This window comes from Zavarzinia aquatilis (genome assembly GCF_003173035.1).
Taxonomy (GTDB): domain Bacteria; phylum Pseudomonadota; class Alphaproteobacteria; order Zavarziniales; family Zavarziniaceae; genus Zavarzinia; species Zavarzinia aquatilis.
The window spans coordinates 85,158-101,241 of record NZ_QGLE01000009.1; the positions used below are offsets into that span (position 1 = coordinate 85,158).

Here is a 16,084-nt window from a genome sequence, read left to right on the forward strand (position 1 = left end):
CAGGACCTTCCCGTCATGATCGCCCCGGGCAAGACAAGGCCGAGCACCGGCACCGCGGAAACCTCCGCGGTGGACGAGCGCGCGCATGTCTGCGTCGGGGCCATCGCCGGCGCCCATGGCATCAGGGGCGAGGTGAAGGTGAAATCCTTCACCAGCGATCCCCTCGACGTCGGGGCTTATGGCCCGGTGCTGACCGACCGGGGCGCGCGCCTCGTGCTGCAGCCCCTGCGCGTTCAGGGTCAGGCCGTCGTCGCCCGCATCGAAGGGGTGGCCGACCGCAATGCGGCGGAAGCCCTGCGCGGCCGCCGGCTTTATGTCCCGCGTGAAGCCCTGCCGGCGACGGAAGACGAGGATGAGTTCTACCACGCCGATCTGCTCGGCCTGCCCGTCGTCGACGGCGCGGGCGAGTTGCTCGGCACAGTCGCCACGATCCAGGACTTCGGCGCGGGCGACATGATCGAGGTCGCCTTCCCGGGCGGCGGTTCCGCCTTTCTCGCCTTCACCCGCGAGATCGTGCCGGTGGTCGACATCGCCGCCGGCCGGCTGGTCGCCCATCCGCCGGAAGGCTGGGCCGATACCGGCGCGGAAGAGTCTGACGCGCCGGCATCTGACGAGACGGGAGAGGTGTCATGACCGGCGCCCCCTGGACCGCCAGCGTGCTGACCCTGTTCCCCGAGATGTTCCCGGGGCCCCTCGGCCATTCCCTGGCCGGACGGGCGCTGGCGAATGGTCTGTGGCGGCTCGAGGCTTCGGACATCCGGGGCTTCGCGACCGACCGTCACCACATGGTGGACGACACGCCCGCGGGCGGCGGCCCCGGCATGGTGATGAAGCCCGACGTGATCGCGCGGGCGATCGACGCCGCCAAGGCCGGATTGCCGGCGGCGCCGGCGCTCTATCTCTCGCCGCGCGGCCGGCCGCTCGACCAGGAGCGGGTGCGCGCGCTGGCCGAGGGGCCGGGTGTCATCCTGCTGTGCGGCCGCTTCGAGGGTGTCGACCAGCGGGTGATCGACGGTCGCGGTCTCGAGGAAGTCTCGATCGGCGATTTCGTGCTGTCCGGCGGCGAGCCGGCGGCGCTCTGTCTGATCGACGCGGTCGTCCGCCTGATCCCCGGCGTGATGGGCGCGGCCGAGACCCTGGCCGAGGAGAGCTTCACCGGCGATCTCCTCGAATATCCGCATTACACGCGGCCGACCGAATGGGAGGGCCGGCAGGTGCCGGACGTGCTCCTGTCGGGTCATCACGGCCGCATCCGTTCCTGGCGCCGCGAACAGGCCGAACGCCTGACCCGCGAACGCCGCCCCGACCTCTGGTCGCGCTATCTCGCCCGGCAGGGCGGGGGGATGCGGCCGACCGATACGAACCCCATATCTGTTTCTCGAAAGGACTGATCCCCATGACCAACATCATCGACCAGCTCGAGGCCGAGCAGATCGCTGCGGTCACTGAAGGCAAGACCATTCCCGCCTTCCGTCCCGGCGATACCGTGAAGGTCAACGTGAAGGTTGTCGAAGGCACGCGCGAGCGTATCCAGGCCTTCGAAGGCGTCGTCATCGCCCGTAACAACAAGGGCGCCAACGCTTCCTTCACCGTGCGCAAGATTTCCTACGGCGAAGGCGTCGAGCGCGTGTTCCCGCTCTTCTCCCCGCGTCTCGACTCGATCGAGGTCGTGCGTCGCGGCAAGGTCCGTCGCTCGAAGCTCTACTACCTGCGCGATCGTCGCGGCAAGTCGGCCCGTATCGTCGAGAAGGTCGACCGCCGCGAAGGCGCCAAGGCCCAGTAACTTCGGGCATTACCGTCCGTCCTTTCGCCGGTCCGGCGACCCCCGTGGTCGCCGGACTTCGGGCGTCGGTCGGCAGGTCGGCGCCATGCGAATGAGCGCCATGTGAATGAAGGCCGTAACACGGCTCGAGGAACGGAAGAATGTCAGGTCCGCGCACGCTCTACGACAAGATCTGGGACAGCCATCTGGTTGAAATGGCCGAGGACGGCACCGGCCTCCTCTACATCGACCGGCACCTCGTGCACGAGGTGACGAGCCCCCAGGCCTTCGAGGGCCTGCGCATGACCGGCCGCAAGGTCCATCGCCCCGAGGCGACTCTGGCGGTGCCCGATCATAACGTGCCGACGACCGATCGCTCGAAAGGGATTTCCGATCCCGAATCCGCCCTGCAGGTCTCGACCCTCGAGGCGAACTGCAAGGAATTCGGCGTCGAATACCTCGGGATGCACGACATCCGCCAGGGCATCGTGCATATCGTCGGGCCGGAACAGGGCCTGACCCTGCCGGGCATGACCATCGTCTGCGGCGACAGCCACACGGCGACCCATGGCGCCTTCGGCTCGCTCGCCTTCGGCATCGGCACCTCGGAAGTCGAGCATGTGCTGGCGACCCAGACCCTGATCCAGAAGCGTTCGAAGAACATGCGGATCACGGTCGACGGCGACCTCGGTCCGGGTGTGACCGCCAAGGACATCGTCCTCGCCATCATCGGCAAGATCGGCACCGCGGGCGCGACGGGTTACGTCGTCGAATTCGCCGGCTCGGCCATCCGTGGCCTGTCGATGGAAGGCCGCATGACCGTCTGCAACATGACGATCGAGGCGGGCGGCCGCGCCGGCCTGATCGCCCCGGACGAGATCACCTTCGCCTATGTCGCCGGCAAGCCGCGCGCGCCCAAGGCCGGCGGTTTCGAGCAGGCGGTTTCCTACTGGAAGACGCTGACGACCGACGAGGGCGCGGTGTTCGACAAGGAAATCGTGCTCGCCGCCGCCGATATCGTGCCGCAGGTGACCTGGGGCACCAGCCCCGAGGACGTGCTGCCGATCACGGCCAAGGTGCCGAACCCGGCCGATGTCGCCGACGAGGGCAAGCGGGTCGCGATCGAGCGCTCCCTCGCCTATATGGGCCTCACCCCCGGCACGCCGCTCGAAGAGGTGAAGATCGACCGCGTCTTCATCGGCTCCTGCACCAATGGCCGGATCGAGGATCTGCGTGCCGCCGCCGCCGTCGCCAAGGGCCGCAAGGTCGCGGCCCATGTCGGCGCCATGGTCGTGCCGGGTTCCGGCCTCGTCAAGGAACAGGCGGAAGCTGAAGGTCTCGACAAGATTTTCGTCGAGGCGGGTTTCGAATGGCGCGAGCCGGGCTGTTCCATGTGCCTCGCGATGAATGCCGACCGGCTGGAGCCGGGCGAGCGCTGCGCCTCGACCTCGAACCGCAATTTCGAGGGGCGTCAGGGCCGCGGCGGCCGCACCCATCTGGTCAGCCCGGCCATGGCGGTCGCGGCGGCAGTCACCGGCCATCTGGCCGACATCCGCAAGCTCTGAGCCCGAGGAGGTAACATCATGCAGCCCTTCAAGAAGCTCACGGGCATCGCCGCCCCGCTGCCGCTGATCAATATCGACACCGATATGATCATCCCGAAGCAGTTCCTGAAGACGATCAAGCGCACCGGTCTTGGCGTCAATCTGTTCGCCGAGATGCGTTACGACGACAATGGCGCCGAGAAGCCCGATTTCGTGCTGAACCAGCCGGCCTGGCGCAAGGCGGAAATCCTGGTCGCCGGTGCCAATTTCGGCTGCGGCTCCAGCCGCGAGCACGCGCCCTGGGCGATCCTCGATTTCGGCATCCGCTGCGTCATCGCGCCCAGCTTCGCCGACATCTTCTATAACAACTGCTTCAAGAACGGCATTCTGCCGATCGTCCTGCCGCAGGAACAGGTCGATCTCCTGATGGATGACGCCAAGCGCGGCGCCAACGCCGTTGTCACCGTCGATCTGGAAAAGCAGGAAATCACCGGCCCCGACGGCGGCAAGATCACCTTCGACGTCGATCCGTTCCGCAAGCATTGCCTGATCAACGGCCTCGACGATATCGGCCTCACCCTCGTCAAGAAGCCGAAGATCGACGCCTTCGAGGCCCAGCAGAAAATCTCCCAGCCCTGGCTCTGAGCCCGGGCTGACGTCTCGTGCCGCCCGGGCCGCGAGCCCGGGCGATGGCGGATGCCGCCACTCTTCCATCCATCCGAGGAAATGAACATGGCCACCAAGGGCAAGCTCCTGATCCTGCCGGGCGACGGCATCGGCATCGAAGTCATGCGGGAAGTCCGCCGGGTCATCGACTGGCTGTCGAAGAAGCGCGGCATCGACTTCGCGATCGAGGAAGCCCTGGTCGGCGGCTCGTCCATCGACGCCTATGGCAAGCCGATCACCGACGAGACCATGAAGATCGCGCTCGAGGCCGATGCGGTGCTGCTCGGCGCCGTCGGCGGCCCGAAGTGGGACAACCTGCCCTTCGAGGTGAAGCCGGAGCGCGGGCTGCTGCGCCTGCGGAAAGACCTCGGCCTGTTCGCCAACCTGCGCCCGGCCATGTGCTTCGATGCCCTGGTCGAAGCCTCGACCCTGAAGCCCGACGTGGTGCGCGGCCTCGACATCATGATCGTGCGCGAACTGACGGGCGGCGTCTATTTCGGCACGCCGCGCGGCATCGAGACCCTGCCCGACGGCAGCCGCCGGGGCGTGAACACCCAGGTCTACACGACCGAGGAAATCCGCCGCGTCGCCCGCGTCGCCTTCGACATCGCGACCAAGCGGAACAACAAGGTCACTTCGTCCGAGAAGGCGAACGTGATGGAATCGGGCATCCTGTGGCGCGAGGAAGTCACCCATATCCACGACACCGAGTTCCCCAAGGTCGAGCTGTCGCACATGTACGCCGACAACTGCGCGATGCAGCTGGTGCGTAACCCCAAGCAGTTCGACGTGATCGTGACCGACAACCTGTTCGGCGACATCCTGTCCGACTGCGCGGCCATGCTCACCGGCTCGCTCGGGATGCTGCCTTCGGCCTCGCTCGGCGCGGCCGACGCCAACGGCAAACGCAAGGCGATGTACGAGCCGGTCCATGGTTCCGCCCCTGACATCGCGGGCAAGGACCTGGCCAATCCCATCGCCACCATCCTGTCCTTCGCCATGGCCCTGCGCTATTCCTTCGATCTCGGCGAGGAAGCCGCGCTGATCGAGAAGGCGGTCGAGAATGTGCTGGCCGGCGGCCTGCGCACCGGCGACATCATGCAGCCCGGCATGGCCAAGGTCTCGACCGGCGTCATGGGCGAATCTATCGTCCGCGCCCTCGACAAGCTCGCGGCCTGATCCTCGTTTCGCGAAAGACCCCGGCCGGCGCGATCCGGCCGGGGTTTTCTTTTGGCCGCATATCTTAGCCTTTGGTCGAAGACCGGCGCCGCCCGCGCGGCGGAATGTCTCGATTCAATGTTCGACCCGCATTGCGGAGGCCGGAAAGGGAGGTTACGGTTTCTGACAGGGCCAAAAGGCTGGGGGTCGTGTTTTGAGCATCAGCGCAGAGGCGGGCGGGGCCCGTCGTCTCTTCCGTCATTCCTGTTCGCGTATGCGACATAGCCTGAAGACGGGAGGCTGAGCATGGACACGGCCTATCTCATTCAGCAGCTGATCAACGGCCTCACGCTCGGCGCGGTCTACGCTCTCGTCGCCATCGGCTACACGATGGTCTACGGCATCATCGGCATGATCAACTTCGCCCATGGCGAGGTCTATATGGTCGGCGCCTTCCTGTCGCTGATCGGCATCATCGTCATGGGGCTGATCGGGGTGACCTGGGTGCCGCTCGCCCTCCTGATCGTGCTCATCCTCGCCATGGCGATCACCGCGCTCTACGGCTGGGCGATCGAGCGGATCGCCTATCGTCCCTTGCGCGGCTCGTTCCGCCTCGCGCCGCTGATCTCGGCCATCGGCGTTTCCATCTTCCTGCAGAACTACGTCCAGCTGGCGCAGGGCGCCCGGCCGAAGCCGATCGCCCCGGTGATCCGCGGCGGCTTCGAGCTGCTGACGAGCGAAGGCGGCTTTGCCGTCACCCTGTCCTACCTGCAGATCTTCATCGTGGTGCTGACCATCGCGCTCATGATCGGCTTCACCTATCTGATCACCCAGACGCCCCTCGGCCGGGCCCAGCGCGCCTGCGAGCAGGATCGCACCATGGCCTCGCTGATCGGGGTCGACGTCGACCGCACCATCGCCATGACCTTCGTCATGGGCGCCGCGCTCGCCGCCGTCGCCGGCATGATGGTCACGCTCTATTACGGCGTGATCGACTTCTACATCGGCTTCCTCGCCGGGGTTAAAGCCTTCACCGCGGCGGTGCTGGGCGGCATCGGCTCGCTGCCGGGCGCGGTGCTCGGCGGCTTGCTGATCGGCCTGATCGAGGCGCTGTGGTCGGCCTATTTCTCGGTCGAATACAAGGATGTCGCGGTCTTCGCCATCCTCGTCCTCGTTCTGATCTTCCGTCCCTCCGGCCTCCTTGGCCGGCCCGAGATCGAGAAGGTGTGAACATGGCCGTCGCCGACCTGAACGCCGCCACCCGCCCCGCCCCCGCGACGCCGTTCCAGGCGGCGCTGAAGGATGCCGCCCTCGTCGCCCTCGTCGCCATGGCGCTGGCGGGCCCCATCGTCGGCCTGCAGACCGTCGACCGGGGCGGCTCGCTGACCGTCGATGCCCGTTTCGCCGAAGTCGCGGTCGGCATCGTCATCGTCTTCTTCGGACGGCTGGGCCTCGCCCTGTCGGACCGGGGCCTGCGCCTGCCGTCCTATGGCATCGCCGCCGGTCTGGCCGCCGCCGGCTTCCTGCTGCCCTGGCCGACCGACCTGCTCGGCGTGCTCGCCATCGCCGCCGGGGCCGCCCTGGTCATCCGTGGGCTCGCCGGCCAGTATGGCGCCCATCGCCAGAGCAAGGCGGCCCTCGCGACCGAGACCGACGAGGAAAAGGCCGACCGTCTGCGCCGGCTGTTCACCCGGGGGCTCGGCTTCCTGCTGCTGGCCGCGGCGGTGCTGCTGCCGATGATGCCCTTCGCCAATTCCTATATTCTCGATACGGCGATCCGCGTCCTCACCTACATGATGCTGGCCTGGGGCCTGAACATCGTGATCGGTCTCGCCGGGCTGCTCGACCTTGGCTATGTCGCCTTCTACGCCGTCGGCGCCTATACCTATGCCCTGCTGTCCAAGGATCATGGCTTCGGCTTCTGGGGCGCGCTGCCGCTTTCGGGCCTGTTCGCCGCCTCCTTCGGCGTGCTGCTGGGCTTTCCGGTCCTGCGCCTGCGCGGCGATTACCTCGCCATCGTCACCCTGGGCTTCGGCGAGATCATCCGCATCGTCCTCCTCAACTGGACCAATTTTTCCGGCGGGCCGAACGGCATCGGCTCCATCCCGCGCCTGACCTTCTTCGGCCATCCCTTCGTCCGCAACGCGCCCGAGGGCGTGGTGCCGTTCCACCAGCTCTTCGGCCTCGACTTCTCGCCGCTGCACCGCTCGATCTTCTTCTTCTACCTGATCCTGGTGCTCGCCCTCGTCGTCAATGTCTTCACCATCCGCATCCGGCGCCTGCCGGTCGGCCGCGCCTGGGAAGCCCTGCGCGAGGATGAAATCGCCTGTCGGGCCCTTGGCATCAATCCGACCAACACCAAGCTGACGGCCTTCGCCATCGGCGCCATGTTCGCGGGTTTCGCCGGCTCCTTCTTCGCGACGACCCAGAGCTTCGTCTCGCCCGAGAGTTTCACCTTCCTCGAATCCGCGATGATCCTCGCCATCGTCGTCCTCGGCGGCATGGGCAGCCAGCTCGGCGTCGCCCTCGCCGCGATCCTGGTCATCGGCCTGACCGAAGCGTTTCGCGGCCTTGCCGAATACCGGATGCTGGTGTTCGGCCTCGGCATGGTGCTGATCATGATCTGGCGGCCGCGCGGGCTCCTGTCGCATCGCGACCCGACCATTCTCATCAACAGCGGCAAGGGAGTTCGCCCATGAGCCGCCCCCTGCTGACGGTCGAGCATCTGACCATGCGCTTCGGCGGCCTGACCGCCATCAACGATGTCTCCTTCGAGGCCCAGGCCGGTCATATCACCGCGGTCATCGGGCCGAATGGCGCGGGCAAGACCACGGTCTTCAACTGCCTGACCGGCTTCTACAAGCCGACGGTGGGCCGCCTGACCCTGACCCGGCCGGGCAGCGACCAGTCTTTCCTGCTGGAACGGCTGGACGATTTCCGCATCACCAAGACCGCGGGCGTCGCGCGCACCTTCCAGAATATCCGCCTCTTCACCGGCATGTCGGTGCTCGAGAACCTGATGGTCGCGCAGCACAACCGCCTGATGCGCGCCAGCGGTTACAGCCTGCTCGGCCTCGCCGGCTGGCCCAGCTTCCGCAAGGCCGAGGCCGAGGCGGTGGAGAAGGCGCGCTTCTGGCTGAACCGCACCGGTCTCATCGCCCGGGCGGACGAACCCGCCGGCTCGCTGCCCTACGGCGACCAGCGCCGGCTGGAAATCGCCCGCGCCATGTGCACCGACCCCGCGCTGCTTTGCCTCGACGAGCCGGCGGCGGGCCTCAACCCGCGCGAATCGGCGGAACTCAACGCGCTCCTGCTGATGATCCGCAACGATTACGGCGTCGGCCTTCTTCTCATCGAGCACGACATGAGCGTCGTCATGGAAATCTCGGATCACATCGTTGTGCTCGACTACGGCCGCAAGATCGCCGAGGGCACGCCGGCCCAGATCAAGGCCAACCCGGACGTCATCCGCGCCTATCTCGGCGAGGACGACGAAGCGGAAGGGGCCGTGGCATGAGCGCCCCCACCCCCCTCATTCGTCGTCCCGGCGCAGGCCGGGACCTCGCGGGCGTTGGCATCGGTGCCCCCCAGTCGCAAGATCCCGGCCTGCGCCGGGATGACGCCAGGTTTTTCGGAGGTGCCGCATGAGCGCCCCCCTGCTGAAGATCGAGGGCCTGCACGCCGCTTACGGCGCGATCGAGGCCCTGCGCGGTGTCGACGTCGAGATCAACGAGGGCGAGATCGTCACCCTGATCGGGGCCAATGGCGCCGGCAAGTCGACGCTGCTCATGTCGATGTGCGGCAAGCCCCGGCCCACGGCCGGCCGCATCACCTTCGAGGGGCGGGACATCACCGGCCTGGCCACCCATCAGATCATGCGCCTCGGCATCGCGCAGAGCCCGGAGGGGCGGCGCATCTTCCCGCGCATGACGGTGATGGAGAACCTGAAGATGGGCGCGGTCGTCACCGATCCCGCCTTCTTCGACGAGGACCTCGACCGCGCCTTCCGCATGTTCCCGCGCCTCAAGGAGCGGCAGGGCCAGCGCGGCGGCACGCTCTCGGGCGGGGAGCAGCAGATGCTGGCGATCGCCCGCGCGCTGATGAGCCGGCCGCGCCTCCTTCTCCTCGACGAGCCGTCGCTCGGCCTCGCGCCGATCATCGTGCGCCAGATCTTCCAGGTGATCCGCGAGATCAACGCCGAACAGGGCATGACCGTCTTCCTTGTCGAGCAGAACGCCTTCCACGCCCTGAAGCTGGCACACCGCGCCTATGTCCTCGCGGGCGGGCGGGTGCAGATGAGCGGCACCTCGGCCGAATTGCTGGGCAACGAGGAAGTGCGCGCGGCCTATCTCGAAGGGGGGCATTGAGCGCCATGGAAGCCATCTTCGATACCACCCTCGGCCCCTTCATCGGCCTCACGCTCTGCCTGTTCGGCCTGTGCAGCTTCCTCGCCGGGCAGGGTATCGCCGAAGGCTGGCGCCCCGCCTGGATGGCGGCGCTGGCCGGTTTCGGCGTCGCCATTTTCGATCGCTTCCTGCACTGGGGCCTGTTCTCGGGTCACCTCTGGTCCCTGCAGGGCTATGTCCTGGATGGTCTCATCCTGGCGGCCTATGCCCTTCTCGGGCATCGGCTGACCCTCGTGGCCAAGATGGTGCGGCAGTACCCCTGGCTCTACGAACAGGCGGGACCTTTCGGCTGGCGCGCCAAGGCGCCGGAATGAGTGTTGGGCGGCATCGGCCCGTTGCGCGGGCCCTGCCGTTGTGTCTAGGCTCTTGCCTCGCGGCGTGCCACTCGGCGCCATGTCGGACCGAAGCACGTCGGGGGACTTTTCGGAGGATCGCATGAAGCAGCTCAAATCCGGGCTTGCCGCCGTCGCCCTGCTGGCCGGTCTCGGCTTCGCGGGCGTTGCCCACGCCGATATCACCATCGCGACCGCGGGTCCGATGACCGGCCAGTACGCGGCTTTCGGCGAGCAGATGAAGCGCGGTGCCGAACAGGCGATCGCCGACATCAACGCCGCGGGCGGCATCAACGGCGAAAAGCTGAAGCTCGAAGTCGGCGACGATGCCTGCGACCCGAAGCAGGCGGTGGCGGTTGCCAACGATCTCGTGAACAAGGGCGTCGTCTTCGTCGCCGGTCACTTCTGCTCCTCGTCGTCGATCCCGGCTTCGGCGGTCTACAACGAGAACAACGTGCTGCAGATGTCGCCGGCCTCGACCAACCCGGTCTTCACCGACGAAGCGGCGACCAAGGGCTGGACCAATGTGTTCCGCACCTGCGGCCGTGACGACTACCAGGGCGCGACCGCGGCGAAATACATCGACACCCATTTCAAGGGCAAGAAGGTCGCCGTCCTGCACGACAAGTCGGCCTACGGCAAGGGCCTGGCCGACGAGACCAAGAAGGGTCTTGAAGGCCTCGGCACCCCGCCGGCCGTCTACGAAGCCTATACCCAGGGCGACAAGGACTTCTCGGCCCTCGTCTCCAAGCTGAAGGCCGAAGGCATCGAAGTCGTCTATATCGGCGGCTACCACACCGAGAGCGGCCTGATCATCCGTCAGGCGGCCGAACAGGGCCTGAAGGCCACCTTCATCTCGGGCGATGCGCAGAACACCAATGAACTGTGGTCGATCACCGGCGATGCCGGCGAAGGCTTCCTCTTCACCTTCGCGCCCGACCCGCGCCTGAAGCCCGAGGCGGCCAAGGTCGTCGACGAGTTCAAGAAGATCGGCTACGACCCCGAGGGTTACACCCTCTACACCTATGCCGCGATCCAGGTCTGGGCCGAGGCGGTGAAGGCGGCGGGCGGCACCGACACGGCGAAGGTCGCCGCGGCGATCCGCGCCGGCTCGTTCCCGACGGTTCTCGGCACCCTCGGCTTCGATGCCAAGGGCGACGTGAAGAACCCGGAATACGTCATGTACGAATGGTCGAAGGGCCAGTACGCCGAGAAGAAGTAACTCTTCCGGCAGCGATCGAAGGGGCCCGGCCGGCGACGGCCGGGCCCTTTTTCCTTGCCTCGGGCCGGCTTCGGGTGCAGTGACGGTTGCACCGAATCGACGCGAACCTTAGCGTCGCCGGACGAGGGACAGGCAAGGGGGCGGTCATGCGCAAGCTGGTACTGGGTTTGGTGGCGGTCATCGCCTTTGGCGCCGCCGTGGCCTGGTTCTGGATGCACAATGCCCGGCGCGACGAGGCCGCCGCCCCGCCGCCGGTCGCCGCCGTCAGCCTGCCCGACATCCGCATCGGCCTCGCCGCGCCGCTGTCCGGCGATCAGGCCGCCTTTGGCGAGCAGCTGAAGACCGGCGTCGAATTCGCGGTGCAGATGGTCAACGCCAATGGCGGCATCGCCGGCCGCAAGATCGTGCTCGACGTGAAGGACGACGCCTGCGATCCCGCCCAGGCGGCCAGCGTCGCCGCCGATTTCGTGGGCAGCGGCGTCGTCGCGGTGATCGGCCATTTCTGCTCCGGCGCCAGCGAAGCGGCGGCCGCCGTCTATGGCCCCGCCCAGGTGGTGATGGTCACCCCGGCCTCGACCGATCCGCGCCTGACCGACAATGCCGGCGGCACCGTGTTCCGCACCGTCTGGCGCGACGATTATCAGGGCCTGATCGCCGCAGCCCTCGTCAAGCAGACCATGGCCAAGAAGAAGCTCGGCGTCGTGCGCGACGGCACGCTCTATGGCCAGCAGGTCGTCTCGGTGTTCAAGGCCGCCATCGCCAGGCTCGAGCTGCCGGAGGCGGCGGCCGATCTCGTCGTCGGGCCCGAGCTTTCGGCGAAACAGGCCGCGGCCAAGCTGAAATCGGCCGGTGTCGGCGTCGTCTTCATCGCGGCGGCGCCCGGGCGGGCGGGTGGCCTCGTCAAGGCCCTGCGCGATGCCGGCATCACCGCCTCGATCATCGGCGCCGATGCGCTGGCCAGCCCCGAATTCGTCAAGGCGGCGGGGGCCAAGGCGGCGGATGGCGCCATCGTCACCTTCGCCCGCAATCCGCTGGACAATCCCGCCGCCGCCAAGGCGGTGGAGAAACTGCTCGACCAGGGCAAGGACCCGTCGGGCTATGTCCTCAATGCCTTCGCCGCGACCGAGGTGCTGACCGCCGCCCTCGGCCCGGTGGTGAAGCCCGATCCGACCGCCGCCATCGACGGCAAGCGCCTCGCCGCCACGATCCGCGTGAACCGCTTCACCACGGTTCTTGGCGAACTCGCGTTCGATGCCAAGGGCGATATCGCCAAGCCGGGCGTCGTCTACTACGTCTGGAAGGGCGGCGAACTCAAGGCGATGTGAGGGATCAGCGCCCTTCCGCCGCCCGAATGGACAGGCTGGCGGGCATGATCGCCGCTGCGGACTGCATTTCCATCAGATTTCCCGCTTCGGCGGGATAGGTGGAGCGGACGGTGACGAACCAATCCCCTTCTTCGGCGATCCACGCGGTCGTCACATAGGGCCTTCCGTCCAATGTGACGTCGAAGCTTGCGGCCCGTGGCGGGTTAAGGTCCTTGTGCCGAAGGGCGATGGTATCGCGAGGCTTGGCCTGCGGGAACATGCGGAGCATGGAGTTCACCGTGCCGGCGACATAGTCATCGAGCGACAGACCGTGCTTTCGGGTTGCGAAGACCGTCAGCTTGCCGTCGGGCAGCGTGTGGTCGCAGCCGACGTCATCGCCGACAGATTCCGTCGGGAACACGAGGAGACGGGTGAGGGTGAAAAGTGAAGCCCTGTCGAGGGTACACAGCATCCCGCTCTGGATATGCCTGACGTAGCGGCCAGCCTCGACCAGGAAGGCCCTGTCGCCATCTTCGGCCGCGTCGATCATGGATTGCAGCAGCGCGGCGTCTGCGGGGGCGGGCGCCGGCCGCTTGGCCCGTTCCGTCGGCGGTGCAACTTCCGCCGAGGGCGCAACGGCGACATCCGGCGGGACCGGTGCCGTCTGACAGGCCACGAGGCCCATGAGGAGGGCAACGCATGGCGCCAACGATCCGAACCGCATGGAACACCCCCAACCACAATCTCGCGTTGAGGGTGTCCGACGGATGGGTTCAGGTCAATGCGCTGCCGTCCCCGACGGCATCGGCGACGCTGGCAAAGCCGTCGCGGGCGAGCAGGGCGGTCAGTTCGCGCTTGATGGCGCCGACGACGGCGGGGCCGCGGAACACCATGGCGGTATAGAGCTGCAGCAGGTTGGCGCCGGCCCTGATCTTGCCGTAGGCATCCTCGCCCGAGAAAATACCGCCGACGCCGACCAGCGTCGCATCCTTGCCGACGGCGCGGCGAATGGCGGCGAGCAGGGCGGTGGAGGCGCCGTAGATCGGCCGGCCGGACAGGCCGCCGCGCTCGCCCTTATGGGGTGAGGTCAGCGATTCGGGGCGCAGCGCGCTCGTATTGGCGACGACGAGGCCAGCGAGGCCGTGGCGCATCGTGACCTCGGCGATGGCGAGGGCTTCCGCTTCCGACAGGTCGGAGGCGAGCTTGACCAGCATCGGTGTCCTGTGACCGCCGCGCGCGGCCAGCAGGCGCTGCAGCAGGTCGTCCAACCGCACCGGATCCTGGAACATGCGTCCGTTCTTGGTGTTGGGACAGGAGACGTCGACGGTCAGATAATCGGCAATGGGGGCGAAACCTTGCACCAGACGGACGAAATCCTCCGCCGGGGCTTCAGAATCGCTGTTGCTGGCGAGGTTGACGCCGAGCGGAAAGCCCGGCTGCCGGGCGGTGCGCACGCGCAGGGCAACCGCCGCTTCCCCCTCGTTGTTGAAGCCCATGCGGTTGATCGCGCCGAAATCGCCGTCCAGCCGGAACAGGCGGGGCCGGGGATTGCCGACCTGCGGTCGGGGCGTGACGCCGCCGACCTCGCCGAAACCGAAGCCGAGCCGGGGCAGGTGCCGCGCCGCCACCGCGTTCTTGTCGAAGCCGGCGGCGAGGCCGACCGGATTGGCGAAGGCAAGACCCATCGCCCGGATGGCGAGGCTTGCCGGATTCTCGCCACCAACGGGCGGCATGATTCCGCAGGCCAGCAAGCGCAGGGCGATGCCATGGGCGGTTTCAGGGTCGAATCGGCGAATGATCGGCCATACTAGGCGATACCAGCCGACGGGCGTCGTGGTGGAGGTACGGGTCATGGTGGATGGACGCTAACGGAATGCGGCGCGGCTTTGAAGCGGGGTCTGCGCGGGCGCGTCTTGCGCTGGGGCTGGGGCTGGCGGTGATGCTGGCGCTCGGCGCCGGTGTCGCGCGTGCCGCGACCGACTATCGCGTCGAGCTGAGCGGCCTGCCCGACGATACCACCCGTGGCCTCGTCGAGGAGACGAGCGAACTCACCACCCTGAAGGACAAGCCGCCGCCCAGCCTGACCGCGCTGCGCAACCGCATTCGGGGCGATCTCGACCGCATCCGCCTCGTGCTCAACGCCTATGGCTGGTTCGATGCCACCCTCGACACCAGCGTCAACGAGGAGCAGAAGCCGGTTCCCGTCGCCATCCGCGTAACGCCGGGGCAGCGTTATGCCGTTGGTGCCCTCTCCATCGTCGATCCGGGCGGCGTGCCGCTGGGCGCCGCGCTGGCCCCCCCGCCGGGCAGCCTCGCCCTCAAGGCGGGGCAGCCCTATGAGGCGCAGGCCGTGCTCGATGCCGAGGCGGCGATCATCGCCAATCTCGGGCGCCGGGGTCGGCCCTTTGCCAAGGTCGTGCACCGGGATGCCGTGCTCGACCGCGCTGGGCGGCAGGTGAATATCGCCTGGAGCATCGACTATGGTCCCCGCGCCAGTTTCGGCGCCACGAGCTTCGAGGGATTGGAACGGCTGAAGGACAAGGCCGCGCGCGCCCTGCTGCGCTGGCGCGAAGGCGATGAGGTGAATATCGACCAGATCGAGGAAACGCGCCGTGCCTTCGTCGCCACCGGCCTGTTCGGCACGGTCGGCATCACCACGGGCCAGCCGGGCCCGGACGGGGCGGCGCCCATGCTGATCCGCGTGACCGAATCGAAGCCGCGCACCATCGGCGGCGGTCTGCGCTATTCGACCAGCGATGGCCCGGGCGCGCGGGCGTTCTGGGAACATCGCAATCTGCTGGGCGGGCGCGAGACCCTGCGCATTACCGCCGATGTCGCCCAGTCTGGTTACAGTCTCGACGCCAAGGCGAAGAAGCCGGACTTTGAATGGCGCGATGTCGATCTCGTGTTCGAGGCCAAGGCCGACCGCGAGGAACTGGACGCCTATGATCTCGACGCCTTCTCGGTCGGCGGCGGTCTCGAATGGCGCTATTCGCCGCAATGGTTCTTCTCCGGCGGTGCCCTGTTCGAGCAGAGCCATATCGACGACGGCCTCACCACCGAGGATTACACTCTGGTCGGCTTTCCCGTGGTCGCGCGGCGGGACACGTCGAACGATGTGCTCGACCCGACGCGAGGGCATCGCCTGACCTTCTCGCTGACGCCCTATTACGATCTGGCCGGAACGGCCGGCACCTTCCTGATCGGCCAGGCCAGCGCCGCGACCTATCTGCCGCTCGATGATGCCGAGGATTACGTCCTTGCCTTGCGCGGCGGCATCGGCGCGACCATCGGCGGCTCGACCTATTCCCTGCCGGCGAACAAGCGGTTTTATGCCGGCGGCGGCGATTCCGTGCGCGGCTTCGCCTATCAGGCGGCCGGCCCGCTCGACGATCACAGCAGTCCCCTCGGTGGCAAATCCCTGCTGACCGGCGCGGTCGAGATGCGCTGGCGGGTGACCGAGACCATCGGCATCGTGCCCTTTGTCGATTTCGGCAGCGTGTTCGAGGACAGTATTCCCGATTTCGGCGCCGATCTCTTCATGGGCGCCGGGCTTGGCCTGCGCTACCGCTCGCCCATCGGGCCGCTGCGCCTCGACGTCGCGACGCCGATCATGGGCAAGCGCAACAGCGACGATATCATCCAGATCTATATTTCCATCGGGCAGGCCTTCTGAGCCGGGAGGGAGGA

General features: G+C 67.3%; 16 protein-coding genes. 14 read left to right on the forward strand and 2 right to left on the reverse strand.

All coding sequences use genetic code 11. From position 1 onward, the window contains the following. The first annotated feature begins 15 nt into the window (after positions 1–15). From rimM to DKG74_RS15285, 13 genes are all read left to right on the forward strand, one after another. Positions 16–633 (forward strand): ribosome maturation factor RimM, encoded by a 618-nt coding sequence (gene rimM, locus DKG74_RS15225; protein ID WP_109907032.1) that lies wholly within the window; start codon positions 16–18, stop codon positions 631–633. Further along, the gene (gene trmD, locus DKG74_RS15230) at positions 630–1,391 is read left to right on the forward strand and encodes a tRNA (guanosine(37)-N1)-methyltransferase TrmD (RefSeq protein ID WP_109907033.1); all 762 of its coding nucleotides are present in this window, start codon (positions 630–632) and stop codon (positions 1,389–1,391) included. The genes rimM and trmD overlap by 4 nt, the downstream gene beginning before the upstream one ends. Before the next feature lie 5 nt (positions 1,392–1,396). Beyond that, a complete protein-coding gene (gene rplS, locus DKG74_RS15235) occupies positions 1,397–1,783 on the forward strand; it encodes a 50S ribosomal protein L19 (protein ID WP_109907034.1) in 387 nt (128 codons plus the stop codon). A gap of 140 nt (positions 1,784–1,923) precedes the next feature. After that, positions 1,924–3,327, forward strand: a complete 1,404-nt coding sequence (leuC, locus tag DKG74_RS15240; protein ID WP_109907035.1) for a 3-isopropylmalate dehydratase large subunit — start codon at positions 1,924–1,926, stop codon at positions 3,325–3,327. An 18-nt stretch (positions 3,328–3,345) separates the two neighbouring features. Beyond that, positions 3,346–3,951 carry a 3-isopropylmalate dehydratase small subunit gene (gene leuD, locus DKG74_RS15245; RefSeq protein ID WP_109907036.1) on the forward strand — a complete coding sequence of 202 codons (606 nt, stop codon included), beginning with the start codon at positions 3,346–3,348 and terminating at the stop codon, positions 3,949–3,951. 87 nt (positions 3,952–4,038) lie between these two features. Next, a complete protein-coding gene (gene leuB / locus DKG74_RS15250; RefSeq protein WP_109907123.1) occupies positions 4,039–5,151 on the forward strand; it encodes a 3-isopropylmalate dehydrogenase in 1,113 nt (370 codons plus the stop codon). Positions 5,152–5,436: 285 nt separating this feature from the next. Continuing rightward, positions 5,437–6,360, forward strand: a complete 924-nt coding sequence (locus tag DKG74_RS15255; protein WP_109907037.1) for an ABC transporter permease subunit — start codon at positions 5,437–5,439, stop codon at positions 6,358–6,360. Between the two features lie 2 nt (positions 6,361–6,362). Further along, positions 6,363–7,829, forward strand: a complete 1,467-nt coding sequence (livM, locus tag DKG74_RS15260; protein ID WP_109907038.1) for a high-affinity branched-chain amino acid ABC transporter permease LivM — start codon at positions 6,363–6,365, stop codon at positions 7,827–7,829. Then, on the forward strand, positions 7,826–8,647 hold the full coding sequence (locus tag DKG74_RS15265; RefSeq protein WP_109907039.1) for an ABC transporter ATP-binding protein: 822 nt from the start codon (positions 7,826–7,828) through the stop codon (positions 8,645–8,647). The genes livM and DKG74_RS15265 overlap by 4 nt, the downstream gene beginning before the upstream one ends. Positions 8,648–8,786: 139 nt before the next feature. After that, positions 8,787–9,497, forward strand: coding sequence for an ABC transporter ATP-binding protein (locus DKG74_RS15270; protein WP_165837718.1), 711 nt, complete (start codon positions 8,787–8,789; stop codon positions 9,495–9,497). A gap of 5 nt (positions 9,498–9,502) precedes the next feature. Next, positions 9,503–9,850 carry a DUF6867 family protein gene (locus tag DKG74_RS15275; protein WP_109907041.1) on the forward strand — a complete coding sequence of 116 codons (348 nt, stop codon included), beginning with the start codon at positions 9,503–9,505 and terminating at the stop codon, positions 9,848–9,850. Between the two features lie 121 nt (positions 9,851–9,971). Continuing rightward, positions 9,972–11,090 (forward strand): branched-chain amino acid ABC transporter substrate-binding protein, encoded by a 1,119-nt coding sequence (locus DKG74_RS15280; RefSeq protein ID WP_109907042.1) that lies wholly within the window; start codon positions 9,972–9,974, stop codon positions 11,088–11,090. Positions 11,091–11,236: 146 nt separating this feature from the next. Continuing rightward, positions 11,237–12,415 carry a branched-chain amino acid ABC transporter substrate-binding protein gene (locus tag DKG74_RS15285; RefSeq protein WP_109907043.1) on the forward strand — a complete coding sequence of 393 codons (1,179 nt, stop codon included), beginning with the start codon at positions 11,237–11,239 and terminating at the stop codon, positions 12,413–12,415. A 4-nt stretch (positions 12,416–12,419) separates the two neighbouring features. Here DKG74_RS15285 and DKG74_RS15290 read toward each other — a convergent pair whose 3' ends face one another. Continuing rightward, complete coding sequence (locus tag DKG74_RS15290) at positions 12,420–12,944, reverse strand: hypothetical protein (protein ID WP_133251607.1); 525 nt, start codon at positions 12,942–12,944, stop codon at positions 12,420–12,422. 223 nt (positions 12,945–13,167) lie between these two features. Next, a complete protein-coding gene (locus tag DKG74_RS15295; RefSeq protein WP_109907045.1) occupies positions 13,168–14,247 on the reverse strand; it encodes a quinone-dependent dihydroorotate dehydrogenase in 1,080 nt (359 codons plus the stop codon). 20 nt (positions 14,248–14,267) lie between these two features. Between DKG74_RS15295 and DKG74_RS15300 the strand changes: the two genes are divergently transcribed. Then, positions 14,268–16,070, forward strand: coding sequence for an autotransporter assembly complex protein TamA (locus DKG74_RS15300; protein WP_165837714.1), 1,803 nt, complete (start codon positions 14,268–14,270; stop codon positions 16,068–16,070). Positions 16,071–16,084: the final 14 nt, after the last annotated feature.

Coding starts and splice junctions, on each gene's coding strand:
- DKG74_RS15275 (WP_109907041.1), top strand. CDS start 9,503: ATGGAAGCCATCTTCGATACCACCCTCGGCCCCTTCATCGGCCTCACG.
- leuD (WP_109907036.1), top strand. CDS start 3,346: ATGCAGCCCTTCAAGAAGCTCACGGGCATCGCCGCCCCGCTGCCGCTG.
- DKG74_RS15285 (WP_109907043.1), top strand. CDS start 11,237: ATGCGCAAGCTGGTACTGGGTTTGGTGGCGGTCATCGCCTTTGGCGCC.
- DKG74_RS15265 (WP_109907039.1), top strand. CDS start 7,826: ATGAGCCGCCCCCTGCTGACGGTCGAGCATCTGACCATGCGCTTCGGC.
- leuC (WP_109907035.1), top strand. CDS start 1,924: ATGTCAGGTCCGCGCACGCTCTACGACAAGATCTGGGACAGCCATCTG.
- DKG74_RS15300 (WP_165837714.1), top strand. CDS start 14,268: ATGCGGCGCGGCTTTGAAGCGGGGTCTGCGCGGGCGCGTCTTGCGCTG.
- DKG74_RS15290 (WP_133251607.1), bottom strand. CDS start 12,944: ATGATCGACGCGGCCGAAGATGGCGACAGGGCCTTCCTGGTCGAGGCT.
- leuB (WP_109907123.1), top strand. CDS start 4,039: ATGGCCACCAAGGGCAAGCTCCTGATCCTGCCGGGCGACGGCATCGGC.
- DKG74_RS15255 (WP_109907037.1), top strand. CDS start 5,437: ATGGACACGGCCTATCTCATTCAGCAGCTGATCAACGGCCTCACGCTC.
- rplS (WP_109907034.1), top strand. CDS start 1,397: ATGACCAACATCATCGACCAGCTCGAGGCCGAGCAGATCGCTGCGGTC.
- livM (WP_109907038.1), top strand. CDS start 6,363: ATGGCCGTCGCCGACCTGAACGCCGCCACCCGCCCCGCCCCCGCGACG.
- DKG74_RS15295 (WP_109907045.1), bottom strand. CDS start 14,247: ATGACCCGTACCTCCACCACGACGCCCGTCGGCTGGTATCGCCTAGTA.
- DKG74_RS15280 (WP_109907042.1), top strand. CDS start 9,972: ATGAAGCAGCTCAAATCCGGGCTTGCCGCCGTCGCCCTGCTGGCCGGT.
- trmD (WP_109907033.1), top strand. CDS start 630: ATGACCGGCGCCCCCTGGACCGCCAGCGTGCTGACCCTGTTCCCCGAG.
- rimM (WP_109907032.1), top strand. CDS start 16: ATGATCGCCCCGGGCAAGACAAGGCCGAGCACCGGCACCGCGGAAACC.